At 67.4% G+C, this 18,034-nt stretch carries 23 protein-coding genes; 22 read left to right on the forward strand and 1 reads right to left on the reverse strand.

Going from position 1 to position 18,034, the window contains the following annotated elements; translation table 11 throughout:
• Positions 1-278: 278 nt before the first annotated feature.
• From AB0B64_RS20155 to AB0B64_RS20235, 17 genes are all read left to right on the forward strand, one after another.
• On the forward strand, positions 279-548 hold the full coding sequence (locus AB0B64_RS20155) for a hypothetical protein (RefSeq protein WP_358178938.1): 270 nt from the start codon (positions 279-281) through the stop codon (positions 546-548).
• Positions 532-2,172: a hypothetical protein gene (locus tag AB0B64_RS20160; RefSeq protein ID WP_358178940.1), complete on the forward strand. Its 1,641-nt coding sequence runs from the start codon at positions 532-534 to the stop codon at positions 2,170-2,172. The genes AB0B64_RS20155 and AB0B64_RS20160 overlap by 17 nt, the downstream gene beginning before the upstream one ends.
• Positions 2,173-2,184: 12 nt before the next feature.
• Complete coding sequence (locus tag AB0B64_RS20165; RefSeq protein WP_358179431.1) at positions 2,185-3,717, forward strand: phage portal protein; 1,533 nt, start codon at positions 2,185-2,187, stop codon at positions 3,715-3,717.
• Positions 3,718-3,720: 3 nt separating this feature from the next.
• Positions 3,721-4,650, forward strand: a complete 930-nt coding sequence (locus AB0B64_RS20170; RefSeq protein ID WP_358178942.1) for a hypothetical protein — start codon at positions 3,721-3,723, stop codon at positions 4,648-4,650.
• A gap of 96 nt (positions 4,651-4,746) precedes the next feature.
• A complete protein-coding gene (locus tag AB0B64_RS20175; RefSeq protein WP_358178944.1) occupies positions 4,747-5,499 on the forward strand; it encodes a hypothetical protein in 753 nt (250 codons plus the stop codon).
• A gap of 22 nt (positions 5,500-5,521) precedes the next feature.
• Positions 5,522-6,373: a hypothetical protein gene (locus AB0B64_RS20180; RefSeq protein ID WP_357962016.1), complete on the forward strand. Its 852-nt coding sequence runs from the start codon at positions 5,522-5,524 to the stop codon at positions 6,371-6,373.
• 45 nt (positions 6,374-6,418) lie between these two features.
• Positions 6,419-6,787: a hypothetical protein gene (locus AB0B64_RS20185; protein WP_357962019.1), complete on the forward strand. Its 369-nt coding sequence runs from the start codon at positions 6,419-6,421 to the stop codon at positions 6,785-6,787.
• Positions 6,787-7,089 carry a hypothetical protein gene (locus AB0B64_RS20190; RefSeq protein ID WP_358178946.1) on the forward strand — a complete coding sequence of 101 codons (303 nt, stop codon included), beginning with the start codon at positions 6,787-6,789 and terminating at the stop codon, positions 7,087-7,089. Before AB0B64_RS20185 ends, AB0B64_RS20190 begins: the two co-directional genes overlap by 1 nt.
• Before the next feature lie 11 nt (positions 7,090-7,100).
• Positions 7,101-7,673 (forward strand): hypothetical protein, encoded by a 573-nt coding sequence (locus AB0B64_RS20195; RefSeq protein ID WP_358178948.1) that lies wholly within the window; start codon positions 7,101-7,103, stop codon positions 7,671-7,673.
• A complete protein-coding gene (locus AB0B64_RS20200) occupies positions 7,670-8,062 on the forward strand; it encodes a DUF6093 family protein (RefSeq protein WP_358178950.1) in 393 nt (130 codons plus the stop codon). The genes AB0B64_RS20195 and AB0B64_RS20200 overlap by 4 nt, the downstream gene beginning before the upstream one ends.
• Entirely contained in the window at positions 8,062-8,442 is a 381-nt protein-coding gene (locus AB0B64_RS20205; protein ID WP_358178952.1) for a hypothetical protein, read from the forward strand. Before AB0B64_RS20200 ends, AB0B64_RS20205 begins: the two co-directional genes overlap by 1 nt.
• Complete coding sequence (locus tag AB0B64_RS20210) at positions 8,439-8,855, forward strand: hypothetical protein (RefSeq protein WP_358178954.1); 417 nt, start codon at positions 8,439-8,441, stop codon at positions 8,853-8,855. Before AB0B64_RS20205 ends, AB0B64_RS20210 begins: the two co-directional genes overlap by 4 nt.
• A 70-nt stretch (positions 8,856-8,925) precedes the next feature.
• On the forward strand, positions 8,926-9,258 hold the full coding sequence (locus tag AB0B64_RS20215; RefSeq protein WP_358178956.1) for a hypothetical protein: 333 nt from the start codon (positions 8,926-8,928) through the stop codon (positions 9,256-9,258).
• Complete coding sequence (locus AB0B64_RS20220; RefSeq protein ID WP_358178958.1) at positions 9,258-9,449, forward strand: hypothetical protein; 192 nt, start codon at positions 9,258-9,260, stop codon at positions 9,447-9,449. Before AB0B64_RS20215 ends, AB0B64_RS20220 begins: the two co-directional genes overlap by 1 nt.
• Before the next feature lie 3 nt (positions 9,450-9,452).
• Positions 9,453-9,938 (forward strand): hypothetical protein, encoded by a 486-nt coding sequence (locus tag AB0B64_RS20225; protein ID WP_357962041.1) that lies wholly within the window; start codon positions 9,453-9,455, stop codon positions 9,936-9,938.
• Positions 9,938-10,459: a hypothetical protein gene (locus AB0B64_RS20230; protein ID WP_358178959.1), complete on the forward strand. Its 522-nt coding sequence runs from the start codon at positions 9,938-9,940 to the stop codon at positions 10,457-10,459. The genes AB0B64_RS20225 and AB0B64_RS20230 overlap by 1 nt, the downstream gene beginning before the upstream one ends.
• Positions 10,460-10,518: 59 nt before the next feature.
• Positions 10,519-10,830, forward strand: a complete 312-nt coding sequence (locus AB0B64_RS20235; protein ID WP_358178961.1) for a hypothetical protein — start codon at positions 10,519-10,521, stop codon at positions 10,828-10,830.
• Here the strand turns inward: AB0B64_RS20235 and AB0B64_RS20240 are convergent.
• The gene (locus AB0B64_RS20240) at positions 10,827-11,273 is read right to left on the reverse strand and encodes a DUF4190 domain-containing protein (RefSeq protein ID WP_358178963.1); all 447 of its coding nucleotides are present in this window, start codon (positions 11,271-11,273) and stop codon (positions 10,827-10,829) included. The genes AB0B64_RS20235 and AB0B64_RS20240 overlap by 4 nt on opposite strands.
• 135 nt (positions 11,274-11,408) lie before the next feature.
• Here AB0B64_RS20240 and AB0B64_RS20245 point away from each other — a divergent pair, with 135 nt between their 5' ends.
• The 5 genes from AB0B64_RS20245 to AB0B64_RS20265 all read left to right on the forward strand — a co-directional run bounded on the left by AB0B64_RS20245 (position 11,409) and on the right by AB0B64_RS20265 (position 17,988).
• Positions 11,409-15,944, forward strand: a complete 4,536-nt coding sequence (locus AB0B64_RS20245; RefSeq protein WP_358178965.1) for a hypothetical protein — start codon at positions 11,409-11,411, stop codon at positions 15,942-15,944.
• Positions 15,945-15,990: 46 nt separating this feature from the next.
• Complete coding sequence (locus tag AB0B64_RS20250; RefSeq protein WP_358178967.1) at positions 15,991-16,242, forward strand: hypothetical protein; 252 nt, start codon at positions 15,991-15,993, stop codon at positions 16,240-16,242.
• A gap of 9 nt (positions 16,243-16,251) precedes the next feature.
• Positions 16,252-16,716 carry a hypothetical protein gene (locus tag AB0B64_RS20255; protein ID WP_358178969.1) on the forward strand — a complete coding sequence of 155 codons (465 nt, stop codon included), beginning with the start codon at positions 16,252-16,254 and terminating at the stop codon, positions 16,714-16,716.
• 69 nt (positions 16,717-16,785) lie between these two features.
• Complete coding sequence (locus AB0B64_RS20260; protein WP_358178971.1) at positions 16,786-17,283, forward strand: hypothetical protein; 498 nt, start codon at positions 16,786-16,788, stop codon at positions 17,281-17,283.
• Positions 17,284-17,988 carry a hypothetical protein gene (locus AB0B64_RS20265; protein WP_358178973.1) on the forward strand — a complete coding sequence of 235 codons (705 nt, stop codon included), beginning with the start codon at positions 17,284-17,286 and terminating at the stop codon, positions 17,986-17,988. It begins immediately after the preceding gene.
• Positions 17,989-18,034 lie beyond the last annotated feature (46 nt).

An 18,034-nucleotide genomic window follows, 5' to 3' on the forward strand; every position in this document is an offset into this window, starting at 1 on the left:
CAGGTCCTTGATCAACTTCTGATGGTGACGCAATGTGACCATCGCCGATGCCGCGCAACGCGGCTGAGGAGTGAATGCACATGAAGGGTGGACACGCCGCGTCTGGACCAGCTCCAGACCCGAATGCGCTCCGGCGCAGTAGGCCAGCGGACGCAGCCACATGGACAGCCCTCCCATCTGAAGGCAGAGCAGGCGACCCGCCTGAGTGGCCGCTGCTCGAACCGGACGGACGCGAGTGGGAGCTGTGGGCGGACTTCTGGTCCCGGCCGCAGGCGCTCATGTGGGAGCGGATGGGGCAGTTGTACGAGGTCGCGATGTGCGTGCGGATGCTCGCTCGCGCGGAGCAGCCGAAGAGTTCGATCGAACTGCAGAAGGTGGTCCGGCAGTACTTCGACTCGCTCGGCCTGTCAACGCAGGGCATGCTCCGCAACCGGTGGAAGCTCACCGACGCCCCCACGGATGAGAGCGCTAGGACGCGGAAGGCTCCGGCGCGTCAATCTGCGCGGACCAGGCTGACCGTGGTCCCCGGCGATGCCGCCGGCGAGTGACTACGTTGTCGACTTCCCGACCCTGTGGGTGGCGGCGGACTGGATAGAGGAGCACTGCAGCGTCCCGGATGGGTTCCTTAAGGGCATCCAGTTCGAGCTGTACGACTGGCAACTGTGGTGCACGGTCAACCATTACCGGGTCAAGCCCGACGCTCGTCTCGGCCAGCTGGCGCCCGCGTTCCACAACCGGCGTTCGCAGGTCATCGCGCCCCAGAAGACCGGGAAAGGGCCGTGGTCGGCGTCGATCATCTGCGTCGAGGCTGTAGGTCCCGCCCTTTTCGCGGGCTGGTCGACCGGCAACGAAGTGTATGACTGCCGCGACTACGGCTGCGGCTGCGGCTGGTCGTACGAGTACGAGCCGGGCGAGCCGATGGGCATGCCGTGGCCGACGCCGTTGATCCAGCTTCTCGCCACGTCGGAAGACCAAGTCGACAACGTCTACCGGCCGCTTCAGGCGATGGCCAAGAACGGCCCGCTCGCGGAGTTGATGCGGACGGGCGAGGAGTTCATCCGCCTCCCGAACGACGGCCGCATCGACGTGGTGACGTCGTCGGCCACGTCCCGGCTGGGCAACCCGATCACGTTCGCCATGCAGGACGAGACCGGGCTGTACACGAAGACGAACAAGATGGTGCGCGTCGCCGAGACTCAGCGCCGCGGCGCCGCCGGCATGGGCGGCCGGACGATGGAGACGTCGAACGCCTGGGATCCTTCCGAGGAGTCGGTGGCGCAGCGGACGTCGGAGTCGCAGAGGCCGGACATTTTCAAGTTCCACCGGATCCCTTCGGCGAACCTGTCGTACACGAACAAGGCTGAACGAACGAAGATCCACCGGTACGTGTACCGCGGATCAAAGCATGTCGACCTGGACGCGATCGAGGCCGAGGCTGCGGAGTTGTTGGAGAAGGATCCGGCCCAGGCCGAACGGTTCTTCGGCAACCGGGTCGTGTACGGGCAGGGCGGCTACATCGACGGCGACGTCTGGGATGCGTGGGCGAGCCCGCGCGAGGTTCCGGACGGGACTCCGATTGTTCTCGGCTTCGACGGCAGCGACAGCGACGACTGGACCGGGATTCGCGCGGAGACTGGCGACGGCTTCCAGTTCACACCCACGTTCGGCCCCGACCATCTGCCTACGGTGTGGGATCCTGCCCAGTTCGGCGGCCAGGTGCCGCGGCTTGAAGTCGCTGCGGCGGTCGATGAGCTGATGACCCGATACCGGGTGATCCGCATGTACGCGGACCCTCCCGGTTGGACGTCGGAGCTCGACGCGTGGGTGGAGCGGTACGGAGACAAGGTCGTTCTGCGCTGGGCCACCTACCGGACAGTCCAGATGCACGCCGCGAATGAGCGACTGCTGACGGACGTGACGAAGGCGGAGTCGCCGTTTTCGCACGACGGCTGCCCGATCACCGCTATCCACGTGAGGAACACGAGGAAGGCGCCGCGTCCGGGCCAGCGGTACGTGCTGGCCAAGGCCAGCCAGACGCAGAAGATCGACCTGACCGTCTGCTCCGTCCTCGCCCACGAGGCGGCTGGCGACGCCCGAGCGGCCGGCCTGTTCACAATCGAGAAGCCCACCGAGAACTACCTGTATACGGCGTCATCGACCAGACGGAGGTGACGCCGGGTGGCTATGCCTCTGCCTGTCGAGGACGGGCCCAACACGGATGGCGCGCGCAGGGCGGTCACCATTCTGAACCGGCTCGCGGATGAGCTGCGTTTGCGGGAGACGGTCACGCGGCGCCGGCTCGACTACTACCGGGGCGTGCACAGGTTGTGCTACGCCAGCCCAGAGTTCCGCGACTACTTCGCGGACCGCTTCACCGGCTTCTCCGACAACTGGTGCGGGCCCGTGGCTGCCGCTCCGGCCGAGCGGATGAACGTGCTCGGAATCCGGCTCGACTCGGACACGAAGCCCGATGAGGGGCTGTCGCGGGCGTGGCGTGCTGCGGACTGTGAACGAGGCTCGTCGGAGGCGTTCGTTGTCACCCTGGCCGCGGCCCGCTCGTACGGGCTGGTGTGGGGCAATCCTCGCGACGACCAAACGCCGCGGGTCACGTGGGAGCGGCCGGACCAGGCAATCGTGGCCTACGACTCGGACACGGGGGAGCGGGCCGCGGCGCTGAAGCTGTGGGCCGACGACAGCACCGAGTATGCGACTCTGTACACCGCGTCCGACGTGTGGAAGTTCCAACGCCCCCGGTACGCGCGTAACGGCTACAGCGTGTCCGGCCTGATCGTCCCCGCCGAAGCGCTGGTGCGGTCCGCCGGGCCTGAGGGCTGGCAGATGCGGCACCCGCCCTCCGATGACACGTGGCCGATCCCGAACCCCATGGGCGAAGTGCCGATGGTGGAGCTCAGAAATCAGACGCTGCTGGACGACAACCCGATCAGCGACATCGATGGCGTGATCGCCATGCAGGACGCGATCAACCTGACCTGGGCCTACCTCATGAACAGCCTGGACTTCGCCTCGCTGCCCCAGCGCGTCGTCATGGGTGCGGACGTGCCGAAGATTCCGATCCTCGACTCCAACGGGGTCAAGGTGGGGGATCGGCCGATCGAGCTGGACACGCTCATCAAGGAGCGCATCCTGTGGCTGACCGGCGACGCGAAGATCGGCAACTGGCCGGCCGCGGACCTGGGCGCCTACAGCAACGTCATCGAGCGGGCGATCGAACACCTGGCCGCACAAACCAGAACGCCGCCTCATTACCTGATCGGCAAGGTCGCCAATCTCTCGGCCGAGGCGTTGACCGCGGCCGAGACCGGCCTGGTCTCCAAGACCGGCGAACGGATCGTGTACGTCAACAGCGGCATCCGCGATATCTATTCGCTGATGGCCAACGCGATGAACGACGATGGCAAAGCCGCCGCCGCCAGGTCGGGCACTGTCATGTGGGGAGACGTCCAGTTCCGGGCGCTCGCGCAGAAGGTTGACGCCCTCATGAAGCTGAAGGGGATGGGCTTCCCGCTGGAGTGGATCGCCGAACAGTACGGTCTCGAACCGCCCGAGGTGACCCGCGTGATGCGGATGCGCGAGGCCGAACTGGAAGCGGACCCGATGGCGACGATACTCAACGGCAAGCCGACCCTGCCGGAAGTGCCGGCCGCGGCCGATCCGGGAGAGGATCCGTTCGCGGTCGCTCCCGAACCGGTCGGATAGCCGATGCCAACGCCGGAGGAAATCGCCCGGATCCACCAGCAGCAGCAGCGAGGCATCATCCTGTCGCTCCTCGCAGCGATCCTCGGATTGTGGCGGCGACTGGATCGGGAGCGGCTGGCCGAGTCGTGGCGGGCGGGGATCGGCCCGTCCATTGTGGAGATGATGGCGCGGGCTCAACTGCAGATCGCTGCGTCGGCGCCCGTATACCTGCGGGAGCTGGCTGCGGCGCAGGGCGTCGCGATGTCGGACCTGGAATTGGTGCCCGAACGACTGTCCGGCGTCACCTCGACTGGCGGGCCACTCGAAACTGCCCTCTACCAGCCGATCATCGCGTTCAAGAAGCTCCTGTCGGACGGTGTGCCGCCGGATGAGGCGATGCGCCGCGCGACCGCAGCAATCACGATGATCGCAGCCACGCAGGCTTCGGACGCTGGACGCGCGGCCATCCAGGTCGGGATGACCGCGACCAAGGAGTGGGTGTCGTACGTCAGAGCGGTCACCCTGCCAGCTTGCTCGCGCTGCATTGTCCTGGCTGGGCGCGTCTACTCCTACTCCACGGGGTTTCAGCGGCACCCGAACTGCGACTGTTCCATGATCCCCTTCAGGGAAGGCGACGCGGTCCCGCCAAGCCCTGGCGCCCTGTTCGAGCAGATGAGCCCAGAGGAGCAGGACCGCCGCTTCGGCAAAGCGGGAGCTGAGTCACTTCGGCTCGGCGCCGACATCAACCAGGTAGTCGCCGCACGGCGCGGCATGAAGTCCGTGGGCGGCCAAGTCGTCACCACCGAAGGCGTGACTCGCCGCGGGGTGGCCGGTCGGCGTATGCGCCGCAGTGCGGTCCGCCTGATGCCGGAGCAGATCATCAAGGACGCCGCAGGGGATCGTGACGCTGCAATTCGGGCGCTGCGAGAGAACGGCTACCTGCTCCAACGCTGAACCAACCTGACCGGACCCGCTCTCAGCTGGCCCGGCGTTTTCGCATGCCCTCGCGCAACGCCAGGGCTCCACCACCCCGCAACGGGAGATACACGAATGCCCGAACTCGACCACGTCGACGACGACGTCATCGTCACGGACTCCGACGACGCCGCCGACTCCGACGTCGACAGTAACCACTCGGCGGACGACGACAGCGGTGATGACGCCGCCGCTACGCGTGACGACGACGCCGACAAGCCGCTCGGCCCGAAGGGCGAGAAGGCGCTGCAGGCGGAGAAGGATCGCCGCCGCGAGGCCGACCGGCAGCGGCGCCAGGTGGCGCGGGAGCGTGACGATGCGCTTGCCGAGCTCGCCAAGCTGCGCAAAGCGGCCGAGTCCAAGGCCGCGGGCGGCGGCGACGACGCCGACGCGGACAAGGGGCCGGATCTGGACGCCATACGGGCGGAAGCCAGGGAGCAGGCGAAGGCGGAGGCGAACGCGGAGATCATTAGGGACCGCGTCGCCGACAAGATCGAAGTCCTGGCGGCTAAGCGGGCCCAGGACCCGGATGTGGTCCGCACGCTGCTGCTGGCCAGCAATGAGATTGCAGACTTCCTCGACGGCGGAAAGATCGACGCCGAGGCAATCAAGGAAGCTCTCGATGAGCTTCTCGAAACGAAGCCCTACCTGGCTGTGGCCGCGCAAAGCGCCAAGCGATTCCAGGGCTCAGGGGACGGCGGTGCCCGCAAGGGGCCCCAGAAGCCAGCCCAGCTCACCGAGGACGACCTCCGCCGGATGTCGCCCGAGCAAATCGTCAAGGCGCAGGCAGAAGGCCGGTTCAACGACCTTCTCGGCGTGCCGCAGTAAGCCAACCTGAAGAGGAATCACTATGGCGATCACCAGGTTCCGGCCTGAGATCTGGAGCGCGAACCTGCTGGTCGCGCTCCGCAAGGCGCTCGTCTATGCGGGCCCCAGCATCGTCAACCGCGACTACGAGGGCGAGATCTCCGAGGCGGGCGACACCGTCCGCATCACGTCGATCTCGGACCCGACGATCGGCACCTACGTGCCGAACTCCACCACCATCACGCCCGAGGAACTGACCGACGCGCAGCGGACCCTGCTCATCGACCAGGCGAAGTACTTCGCTTTCAAGGTCGATGATGTGGACGCCCGGCAGGCCAAGGGCAACGTCATCCCTGAGGCGATCTCGCGGGCCGCCTACAAGCTGGCTGACGTGGTCGACCAGTATGTGGCTGGCCTGTACACGGGCGTCGCCACGGCGAACGCGCTCGGCACCATCGCGGTCACAGCGGCCACGCCGACGGACGCCTACGACAAGGTTCTCGTCCCGCTGAAGGTCAAGCTGGATGAGGCGAATGTCCCCAACGAGGGCCGTTACGCCGTCATCCCGCCGTGGTTCCACGGACGGCTCCTGCTGGATGGCAGGTTCATCAAGCTGAACGAGTCCGGCACGCAGGACGGCCTGCGTAACGGCATGGTCGGCCGCGCTGCGGGCTTCGACATCCTGGTGTCGAACAACGCGATCAACGTGACGGGCGACGACTACATCGTGCAGGCGGGCTCGCCGATGGCGATCTCCTTCGCGGAGCAGATCAACAAGACCGAGGCCTACCGGCCCGAGGGCGGATTCAGCGACGCGGTCAAGGGCCTCGCGTTGTACGGCGCGAAGCTGGTTCGCCCGGACTGCATCGCCACCGCGGCGGCCTCCCAGACCTGATCAGGTCCCTCATCCATCTGAACTCAAGAGAAAGAGAGCCTGATCATGGCTAGGACGGCACTGCCGTACTCCAACCTGGTTGCCAACAGCAACCTCTCGCAGCCAGCCGGAACCACGATCGACCAGGCCAACGGCATGGTCATTGCTGCGGCCCGGCCTGAACTGACGATCCTGCGGGTCGCCAACACCAACGGTACCGACCGCGTCGTCACCATCAAGGCGGGCGACAACCCGCCCGCTCTCGCCGCTGGCCAGGGCGACCTCGCGGTCACGGTGGCCGCTACGACGGGCGTGCAGTTCATCGGCCCGTTCGAATCGGGCCGGTTCATCCAGGCCGACGGCACCATGGAGATCGACTTCGCGGCGTCGTTCGCGGGCACGATCACCGCGCTCAAGGTTCCGCGAGGCACCTGATGTCCGACGACAGCGGATACTTCCGCGGTGCTGGCGGCGTCGTCTGGGAGATGAAACTCCCGCTGTCGGGCGACATGGCCGAGCAGCTCATCAAGGGCTATCTGACCCGCGTCAACGCCGACGGCACCGACTACGTGCAGCCGGACGCCGAGGGCAGCACGGAGCCGGAGCAGCCGCCAGCGGCCAACGCCTCCAAGGCGATGTGGGTCGGCTACGCCCACCGCGTGCACGGAGTCCGGATCGACGACGCCGAGGCACTCACCAAGAACGACCTGATGGAGCTGTACGGCTCCAAGGGCTGAGGAGGTAGCCGATGCCTCCTCTACCTCTCGCATCCCCTGCCGACGCCGCACGGCTCGGCTACACCCTGCCCGTAGGGCGGGAGATGGAGATGCTGACCCGCGCGTCCGCCCGGCTACGGCGCGAGGCGGGCCGGCCGATCTCCTCCACCACGTCCACGGTCCGCCGGCGTGTGGAGGGCGGTTCGGTGCTGCTGCCGGGCGGTCCGATCACCGCCGTATCCGCCGTTGTACGGCTGGCGGAGGACGGCGGCGCCACCCTCACCGGGTGGCGGTGGGACGGCATGGAGCACATCCACTGCATCCCGCTGTGGCGCGGAGACGTCGACGTCACTTGGACGCACGGCTTCGTCATCCTGCCGGACGAGCTACTGGAGCTGGTCTGCTCGGTCGCCGTGCGGCTGGCCGCCGCTGAGGAAGCGGCAGGGATGGAAGCCGGGATTCGCAGCGAGTCCATCGACGACTACACAGTGACGTACGCCGCCGAGGCTGTCGAAACCGCGTCGGGTCTTCTGCCGGGGGAGTGCGAGCAACTCGCAGCATTCCTCGGCTCCAACCCTGGCGCCTACGTGGTGAGACCCAGGTGAGCGTCGCAGGCGTCCTCGGGCGAGGACGCACCGCGGCGCTGGCCCTGATGCGGGACACCTGCACGGTGGAGCGCAAGTCCGGCGCCCCGGTGCTCAACGAGACCACCGGCCAGCTCGAACAGGCCTACGTCACCGTCTACACAGGCGTGTGCAGGGTCAAGCCCCGCTCCGCCAGCGAGACGGAGTGGGGCGAACGCGAGGTCACGCTGCACTCGTACGTGGCCGTACTCCCATGGGACGCAGTCCCCGAGGTCCAGCGGGAAGACCGGCTGACCGTCACCGTCAGCGATGATGCGTGGCTGATCGGCCGGCACCTCGAAGTCACCGCCATCTCTCTCGCTGGGACCGCAACGGTCCGGCGTCTTCTCGTCGAGGACAAGGAGGGCTGATGACGCTCAGTTGGGACACCTCCGAACTCGAACATCTCGAAGACGAGGTCCTCCTGAAGGCCGCCGTCGAGGCCCATCTCGGCGCGTCCGACGTGATCAAAGATCAGGCGACCAAGTTCCGTAACGACTGGCGGGACAACGCCCGCCAGTCCGCTGGAGCGCACGGCAAGCACTACCCGTCGTCGATCACGACCGAGAGGGTCGGCGACGCCGAATGGGAGGTCGGCCCGGACTCGGCTATGCCGCAGGGCGGGATGGGCCGCGGCTTTGAGTGGGGCAGCGTGAATCAGCCGCCCCACAACGACATGGGGCAGGCGATCGTGCAGGTCCCTGACCGGCTTGAGTCTGCGGTCAAGAAGTGGTCGGAGAACCTCCTGTGACCACAACCCCGCTGGAGGCGAGGCCGCTCGTCCTGGCGCTCGTGGCGATGCTCGACGCCGCCTTGCCGAACACGATCGGCATCTACTGGGGCGGCGCACCGGCGAACGCTGCGGCTCCGTACGCGGTTCTCTATCCGGACGTCGGCATGGAATCTGTGGCGGATCGTGCGCTGTCCGATGATGTGCCGAACGACCTTCGTTTCCAGATCACGTCGGTCGGCGCGTCCGCCGAGCAGGCGGTCCTGGTAGCCGACAAGGCGAACACGGCGCTGCTCACCGCCGCCCCCATCATCACGGGCCGGCGTGTCCGGCCGATCCGGCAGGAGGCCGCCCAGCCGGTCCGGCGTGATGACGTCTCCACCTCGCTCTGGCTCGCCACGGCGCAGTATCTGGTCCGCTCCGACCCCACCTGACCAGCACCACTTCACGTAGCCCGCCACCTCAGGTGACCGGGCTCTTTCGCATGACTGAAGGAGAGCCCGCATGGCTACCCGTACAGCTCAGGCGGTCACGGTGGGCGGGATCACGCCCACCTACTACGCCGCCACCGCCACCACCGGGGACAAGGTCCTGGCCGGCCCCCGGACGTTCATCCACCTGAAAAACGGCAGCGGGGGGTCGATCACCTGCACCGTCTCCGGCGCCGGCCAGACCGCCTACCTGGTGGACAACCCGGACAAGGCGTACACGATCGCCGCGGGCGCCGAGATGTGGATCCCGATGCTGCCCGAGTACGGCGACCCTGACGACGGCCGGCTGGTCACGTTCATCTGCTCGGCGGTCACGACGGTGACGTTCGCGGCGGTGCGCATCTGATGCCCGCCCCGAAGATCCGCGTCCGCTCCACGATCAACGGCCAGGTCACCGAGGTGTCGCCGCAGGCGCTGCGGCATTTCCCCGACTTTGAGCGGGTCGACGAGCCCGACGCTTCTCCCGCGCCCGCGGTCGAGAGCCCTAAGCCCAGCACGAGCCGCAGTACGGCGGCCAAGACCACCGACAAGGAGTGACGCATGGCTGCCGACCTTTTGGGCGATGGCAACGTCAAGGCGACGTTCTGCCTGACGATCGCCAACGTGTCCGCGCCGACCGCTGCCGAGTGCAACGCGGGCGTGGACTTGCAGGAGTACATCACCAAGGACGGCTTGGGAATCAGCCCCGAGCAGGCCGCAGTGGACAACACAGCGCTCGCCTCCCGCGACGAGACCGAGGACGCGGGCACGGTCAAGTACAGCATCGAGCTGACCGTTAAGCGTAAGGAGGTCGCGGTCGAGGACATCGGCTGGGACACCCTCACCGACCGGCAGCTCGGCTACCTGGTGGTGCGGCGCAACATGGCGCACGAAACCGCTTACGCCGCCGGCCAGGTCGTCGAGGTGTACCCGGTGAGGTGCGGTCGGCCGAACATGCAGCCGCCCGAGTTGAACGCGGCGCAGAAGTTCGTGTCCAAGCTGTTCAACCACACCACCGCTGATGCTGCTGCGACGGTGGCCGCGTAGTGACGAGCATCGACGACATCCTCGGGCAGCTCAAACTGCCCGAGCGTGTCTACCCCCTGTGCACGAATGCCGACCTGCGGGCGGAGTGGGAGCAGGCAGACGCCGTGGTGACCGCCGAGTACCGCGACAGCATGGACTCCCTCGCCGGAACCAGCAAGGCGGGCAAGGATGCGGCCAAGCGGGCGCAGGAACTCGAAGCGGAGATGGCTGAGCACACCGTCCATCTGCGGCTGCGGGCGCTCGCCCACAAGGCGTGGTCGGACCTGGTGGCAGCCAACCCGCCGCGTGAGGGCAGCGATGACGGCCAGTGGAACGGCGAGACGTTCGGCGTGGCGCTGCTGGCGGCGAGCGCGGTAGACCCGGTCATGTCCGAGGAGCAGGCCGCCGCTCTGGTGGACCGGCTGACGTTGGGGCAGTGGAACGAACTTCAGGTGATGCTGTTCACCCTGTCCACGGGCAGCGTTGAAGTCCCAAAATCGCGGCGAGCCTCAGAAGTTCTCCGGAGCTCGCGGAAGAGGTAGCTCTCGCTGCCGCTCACGGGGTTCCTCGGTCGGTCCTGCTCGGCCGGCAGCGCAGGTCCGTGACGACGCACGAGTACGAGGAAGGGCGTCTGGTCCGGTCGGTGACGACACACGACGCCGAGTGGACCGGTGAGGATCTCGGCTACGGCAAAGCCCACCGCCGCAACGAGCAGAGCAAATGTCCGGGGTGCGGGCTGCCGTTGGCGGAGACGACCGACCCCGACAACGAAGGTGCCTACGAGGCGCCGCCCCCGACGCGGTGCCACGCCTGTACGCCGCTGGAGCACAGGAAGTCGGAATATCTACAGAGCCCGCCCGGTTTGCTGTTCCGCGTCTATCTGAAGGTCAAGCGGGCGGCCGGGCGAGGCTAGTCGAGGCCGGAGCAGGACAAGACGTCCTCGGGGTTCTTGTTGATGCAGTCCGTCATCTGCTGCACCTGCCGCTCGTTGGCGGTCTGCTGGTTGGTGGCGACAACCCACAGGATGACGGCCAACGGGATCGACACCATGCCGAGGGCGAGGCCGGCAGCGGCGAGCTTGGTGCCGCCCTGCTTCTTGGCGACCAGGGCGACGATGGCCAGCACCAGAGCGATCAGGCCGATGAACGGGGCGACACCGCGGGACACCACCCACAGGGCGGCCACGACCGCGATGACGCCGGCCACGAGCGCGGTGACGGCGAGCGCCTGGCTCCTGGGCTGCGGCGGCGCAGGCGGGATGTAGGGCGGCTGCTGCGGGGCGTACCTCTCGCCGTAGGGCTGCGAGGGTAACTGTGGAGGGCCGTACGGCTGTTCTGGCTGCCCGTAGTGGGTCATGTGGGACTCCTGGGGAGTGAAGTGGGACGCGCATAGGACGCCGTCCGTAGCCGATCGGTTTGCACAGTGGCACGACATAGCGTGATCGATCCCGTGAATCGGGTGATCTGAGGCTGGGCGGAGGTGTTCTCCGCCGTGACCGACCGTTCCGTGACAGTCAAGCTCGACGCCGACGTCAAGGGTTTCGTCGCAGCGATGGCCAAGGCCGAGGCGTCGGCCAAGCAGCTACGGGACTCGCTCGGCAAAGCCGCCAACATCAACGTCAACGCGGACACACGGGCTGCGGCGGCGGCCATCCAGAGCCTTCAGCGCGAGGTTGATCGGCTCAACGGGACGCGCGCCACGGTCCGGGCGGACGTGGACGCCGCTCAGGCGCAGGCGCAGGTCGCGGAACTGCGTCGCCGCCTGGAGGAGCTGTCGTCGCGCCGGATTGGCGTGGACCTGGACACGGGTGCGGCCCGGTCGGAACTGTCGAGCATCCAGCGTGACCTGGAGCGCCTGAACGCCACTTCTGCCGATCCGAAGGTGCGGGTCGATTCCGCTGCGGCCTTGGCGCAACTGCGCGCGGTTCAGTCGCAGATGTCGAGCGTCAGCGGCAAGTCGGCCCGCGTCAAGGTGGACGCCGACATCGGCGGGGCGCTGGCTGGTATCGCGACGGTGGCTGCGGCTCTGGCCGCTCTGCCGTCGGCGGTGTCGATCGGCGTGGGCGTGGCCGGACTCGGGGCGGCTTTCGGTGTCGCCGCTGTGGGTGCGGCAGGGTTCGCGTCCGTCGCGATCCCGTCGCTGGGCCGCATCAATGAGGCGTTGAAGCAGGCCGAGACGGCAAGTGGAGGCGCTGGCGGCGCGATCAAATCCGCTGGTCAGAAGGCCGCCGAAGCGGCTGCTTCGGCGCTGCGGCTGGCTGAGGCGCAGGACCGGGTCAAGGACTCGGCGCAGGCGGTCAAGGCCGCCCAGCAGAGCGTCCGTGACACCGTGGCCAATGTGCGGTCCGCGCAGCAGGATGCGGCTCGCGCGGCTGAGGATGCCGCTGACCGTCAGGCTCAGGCGGCGGCCAGGATCGCCGACGCCGAGCGATCCGTGCAAGACGCTCACCGCGCCACCCAGCGGGCGATCGAGGACCTGACCAGGGCTCGCGAGGCGGCCAGGGAGCGTATCGAAGATCTCGCCCTGGCCACTGAGCGTGGCGCGCTGTCGGAGGAGCGTGCGCAGATCTCGATCGCGCGGGCGCAGGCCGAGCTGGCGCGGATCAACGCGGACCCGCGGGCTTCCGCTCTCGACAAGCAGGACGCTTCTCTCCGCCTGCGTGAGGCCGAGCTTGCGCTGAAGGAGATCCAAGAGCGCAACGGCGACTTGGCCAAAGAGCGGGCCGATTCCGACAAGAAGGGCGTCGAAGGCAGCGACGAGGTCGTGGCCGCCAAGGAGCGGATCCTCGACGCGCAGCGCGCCGAGGCCGACGCCGAGCGCGCCCTGGGCGCCGCCCGTGCCGAGTCGGCGCGTGTGGCCCGTGACGGGGCCCGCGAGGTGGCCGACGCGCAGAACCGGATCGCCGAAGCGCAGCGGAAGGTCGCTGACGCCCAGCAGGCGGTCGTTAAGGCGCAGCGCGACCACCTGCGCGCCGTTCAGGCGCTCAAGGTCGAGCAGCTGCAACAGAAGGCAGCCCTCGACCAGGTCGGCTCCAGCTCGGGCGGCGCCGCCACCAAGATGTCGAAACTATCCAAGGCTGAACGCGAACTGGCCGCGGACATCAAGAAGTTCCAGGACGAGTACGTCGCCTGGCAGCGGTCGTTGCAGCCTGACGTGTTCCCGACCATCGAGAAGGGTCTGGACGTCCTCCGCGTTGGGATGGATCGGGCGACGCCGCTGGTCAAGGGCGGCGCCGAAGGGCTTGGACGGTTCGCCGACGCGGCGAAGAAGGCGCTGGAGTCCAAGGAATGGACGGCCTTCTTCGACGACCTCGGACGGCGGGCCCCGGACGCCATCGAAGGGCTCGGCAACGCGGCGATCAACGTCGCGGGCGGGCTGCGCGGCGTCGTCGAAGCGTTCCTGCCGTACACGGGTCCTTTGACGGACTGGGTCGAGAACATCACCCAAGACTTCGAGGATTGGGGGACCAGCCTCAAGGACTCAAGCGGGTTCAAGGAGTTCCTCGCCTACGCCGCCGAGCAGGGGCCGAAGGTCGCCGAAATCCTCGGCAACATCGCCAAATTCGCGGGCAATGTGATCGAGGCCGGAGGGAACGTCGGCCCTGGAGCGCTGGACTTCCTGGTCCACCTGTCGGAAAAGATCGCGGGTCTCGATCCAGCGCAGATCGAGGCGGTCGCCAAGGGCGTCGGGCTGATCTTCGCCGCCGTGAAGCTCGGCGCCTCCCTGAAGATCGCCGGTCTGCTCGCTTTGGCTGAGGTGCTCGGCAATATGTCACCCGGCCAGATCCAGGCTCTCGCGGTCGCCATTGCTGCGGTCGTCGGAGCGGTCAAGGGCTACCAGATCTTCAAGACCGTGTCGGACTTCCTGGGAGGATTCGCGTCGAAGGTCGGCGCCGCAGGCGAGGCCGCAGGAGCGGCTGGCGGCAAGCTCTCGCTCCTCAGCGGGATCTTCAAGGGCGGCGTCATCGCAGCCGCCGTCCTCGGCACCGCAGCCGCGTTCGACAAGATAGCCGACACACTGTCAGGGCTGAATCCGGACATCGAGAAGCTGTCGGGGAACCTCCTGGCATTCGGCAAGGGCAGCGAGCCTACGGCTGACCTGCTCGACCAGCTCGGCCCCAAGTTCAGCGGGGTAGTCGGCCAGTTCGAGACTTTCCGAGACTCAGCCGCCCGCCTGGCTGGCGACAATCCGCTGGCGAAGATCGCCGAAGGGATCACCGGCTTCGTCGACAGCAACTTCGGCATCCAGTTGGACTCCGGCCGTCAAGCGATCGACAACCTTGATAAGTCGCTGGCCAACGCGGTTGCGTCTGGCAACGCGGAAGGGGCGGCGAGTGCCTTCAACAGGCTCGCCAAGCAGGCACTCGACACAGGCGTCCCCGTCGAGAAGCTCAAGGAGTTGTTCCCGCAGTACGCCCAATCCATGAACGGTATCCCCGCCACCACCGGGGAGGTCGGCGCGGCAATCGAGACTCTCGGCGGGCACGTCGACGGCACCCAGAAGGCGCTCGGCGAGGCCACTCAGCGGATGGCCGACTGGAAGGCTTCCCTGGATGCCTTCAACTCCCAGACTGACGCTGCGGCGGCGGTCCGCGAGATGGAGAAGGCGTTCAACGACACCAAGACCGCCATCGAGGGCGCCAACGGCAAGCTAGAGCTCACACCCGGCCTGACAGCTAAGCAGCGCGACGCCGTCATCTCGGCCCGTGACGCCTTCGCCGGCTTCCTGGAGAAGGTCCGGTCCAGCGCAGACGCGCAGGGCACCTTGGCGAGAGACACCACGACCGCTCGGGATGCGGTGCTGAACCAACTCCCGGCGATGATCGACTTGGCGGGTAAGAACGAGTCGGCCCGCGCGCAAGTCCTCGAACTGGCGAAGGCGTATGGGATCAGTGGGTCGGACGCCCTCAAGGCGGCAAAGGGTGGCCAGGACCTGGTCGAGGTGTTGGCCAAACTGAAGTCGAAGGACATCCATGTCGGGGCCGATACGAAGCCGGCGCAGGACGCCATCGACAATTTCGTACGGCTCAACAGCGGCCGAAAGATCCCGCTGTCGGTCTACACGAAGAACAGCCAGCTCGCGGCGGGCGGCATCCTGCAACGGTACGAGCAGGGCGGCATCCGGGCTATGGCTGGCGGCGGCATGTCGTCGGCCGGGCCTCCGGCGCCGAACATCGCCTCGACGCCGACCGTGGTTTACGCGGAGGCGGGCTATCCAGAGGCGTACGTGCCGTTCGATCCGAAGTACAGGGATCGGGCGATCACGATACTCGGCCAGGTTGCCGACAACTTCGGGTTGCAGGTGTGGGATCCGAAGGCGCAGCAGAAGGTGACCACGCTGACGGCTGGGCTGCAGGCGACAGACACGAGCATCTCGACGTCGCTGGACGGCGCGACACGCCAGCTCGACACGACGCTCGGCGCCTCGGGCACGCTCACCGCGACCGTGGCTCAGGTGGGTTCGGTCGGCACGCAGATGACGACCGCGTGGGCGGCCGGAGCCCAGACCGTCAGCGACTCGGTGATCGGGGTCAACGACGCGATCGGCATCTCGGCGGACATGATCGTCAAGAGCAGCGAGAAGGTCACGTCGGCCGCGATCACGGTTGCCGAGGCGGTCGCCAAGGCGGCTGCTGCTGCCGTCGCAGCGGCGAAGGGCGGCTCCACGAAGAACTCGTCGGGCTCGGGCTCCGGCAAGGGCTCGCAAGGCAGCGTGATCCCGCCAGCGCCCGGCTCTTCGCTGAATTCCAGTAATTCGGTTGCCGGTAGCGAGAGCGCGTATGGGCTGCAGGGCAACCGGGATGCGGCGCTCACGAACTATTCGCGAGTGTCCGCGCCTCAGCAGGTGATGGTCGTACCTGCTGCCCGTGTGGCGTCGACCGAGGGCGTGAACGCGGGCACCTCGTCGGGTGGCGGTTCGATGTCTGGCGGTACGTCGGTGAACTTCTACAACACCCAGATCCGGGAGTCGATGGACGCGGATGTGGTGACGGCGAAGATCGGCGCGGTTCTCGACAGTCGCGGCTGAGCCCGCTCTCTATTTCACTTCTACACGCGAGGGGGCGGGCTTCGGCATGCCTTGGGATCCAAGTAGGGACGGGCCGTTCGGCCGCTGGCTGCGCGGCGGCGCGCCGCTCGGCCAGGGCCGCACGGCGGACGTGGTGGTCGGCGAACGCACGTCGGCCACACGCGACCAGGTGAAGGAGTGGCGGGGCGAGGACGGAAGCCGGTTCAAGAGGGTGACCGACCAGGCAGGCCACGAAACCACGCAGGAGACCAGCCCGGACGGCCGCGAGAAGCAGCACGTCCGCATCAACCTCAGATAGGAGGTCCCTGTGGCGATCACGCAGGACGCGTGGTTCATCGACAGCTACGTCAAGACGATGCGTCAGACGGTCACTATCGACGTGGGCAGCACGACGCCTGGTGTGTTCAAGGGCGCGCTGTACACGGGCACCGTCGTGCCGGACTTCTCGCAGACAAACCCGGCGTGGAACGTCTCGCCGTGGAACTCGGGAGAGTCCAGCGGGCCTGGCTACACCTCGGGCGGCCAGAACCTGACGGTCGTCTCGTTCGCCGGGCTGGCCACCGCGAACAAAGTCGGCTGGAAGTTCAACACGATCACGTGGACGTCGACGACGCTCAGCGCCGAAGGGCTGCTGATCTACGCGCCGGGCCTGTCGAACAGGGCGTTCCTGTTCCGGTGGTTCGAAGGGGTGCGAACAACCAGCGACGGGGATTTTTCGATCGCATTCCATTCCGACGGTGCCTGGCGGACCGTGCTCCGCGACACCGCCTGACCGACCCGACCCTATTCCGATCTTCGACCCCACCAGCGTGCGGGGTTTTCGCATGAAAGGGGCCAGGTCATGGCCTTGTATTGGGCTGCCAACGGGGCCATGCCGACGACGGCGGCGCTCACCCCGGTCAGCACCGGAACAGCCGTGAAGACGCTGCTGCAGATCGCCACCCCATCAACGAAGGCCATCAAAGTGGTGGAGTGGGGGATTGGTTTCAACGGGTCCGCTGCGGCCGAGCCGATCCGGTGCGAACTCGTCCAGACGGACGTCGCGGCCACCGTTACCGCGCATGTCAGCGCCGGTGTGCAGCCGTACAGCGACCCGAACGCGCCAGCCAGCTTGATGACGCTGGGCACCAGCGCGACCGGCTACACGGCCTCCGCCGAGGGGTCGATCACCGCCACCAGGACGGGCGATCTGCAGCTGATCGCGCCAACAACGTCGTACGTCAAGATGTGGCCGCTCGGCCGGGAGTTCGCAGTCCCGGTGTCGAAGTTTCTGCGGGTCCGCGTCACGGCTGCCGCCGCCGTCCTGGCGTACACGTACGTGGTGTGGAGCGAGGAGTAGATGGCGATCGCCGTCGACGCCTCCAGCCCGGCGATTGTCACCGGCACCACCCCCAGGACCACCGCATCCTTCACCGCGCCTGCCGACAGCCTGCTGGTGGCGTTGTGCGGGTCCAACTCCGGCACCGTCACCCACACCGTCACCAACTCCGGCACCGCGTTGACGTGGACCTCCAGAGCCAAGCGCGACATCCTCGACTCGGGCGGCGCCACACCGGCCGTGGAAATCTTCACAGCTCCCGCCGCCCCATCGGTTGCCCGCACGGTGACGCTGGCCAGCAACAGCGGCGGCGACACCGTCGAACTGAAACTACTGGTGCTCACCGGTGTCGACCTGGCCGCGCCTGTGGGCGCGGTCGGCGAGGGCAGCAGCGCCACCGCCAACCTGACCGCGGCCGTCTACACCTCCACTGCGGCGAATAGCCGTGCAGTCGGCATCGCGGCAGATCAGAATCAGGCCGGTACCCCCACCTCCAGCGACGTGGGGTTCGCGTGGAACATCTCCGGGCAATCGTCCGGCATCGCCGTCTACAAGGCCGCCGACACGCCGACAGTCGGCTCGTCGGTGACGCTCAACTTCGACGGCACTGGCGGCTCCAGGGCGTGGAACTGGTGCGGGATCGAAATCCTTCCCGCCGTGATCCCGTTTGTTGCCGGGCGCGGCATCATGCTGGGCCAGGCAGTCAACCGCGCCGCCTTCTACTGACTGGGGGGCGTGCGTGGCTCGCATCGGCCGGTCTCATCCGATCCAG

This window comes from Nonomuraea sp. NPDC049129, from assembly GCF_040648495.1.
In the GTDB taxonomy this organism is placed as follows: domain Bacteria; phylum Actinomycetota; class Actinomycetes; order Streptosporangiales; family Streptosporangiaceae; genus Nonomuraea.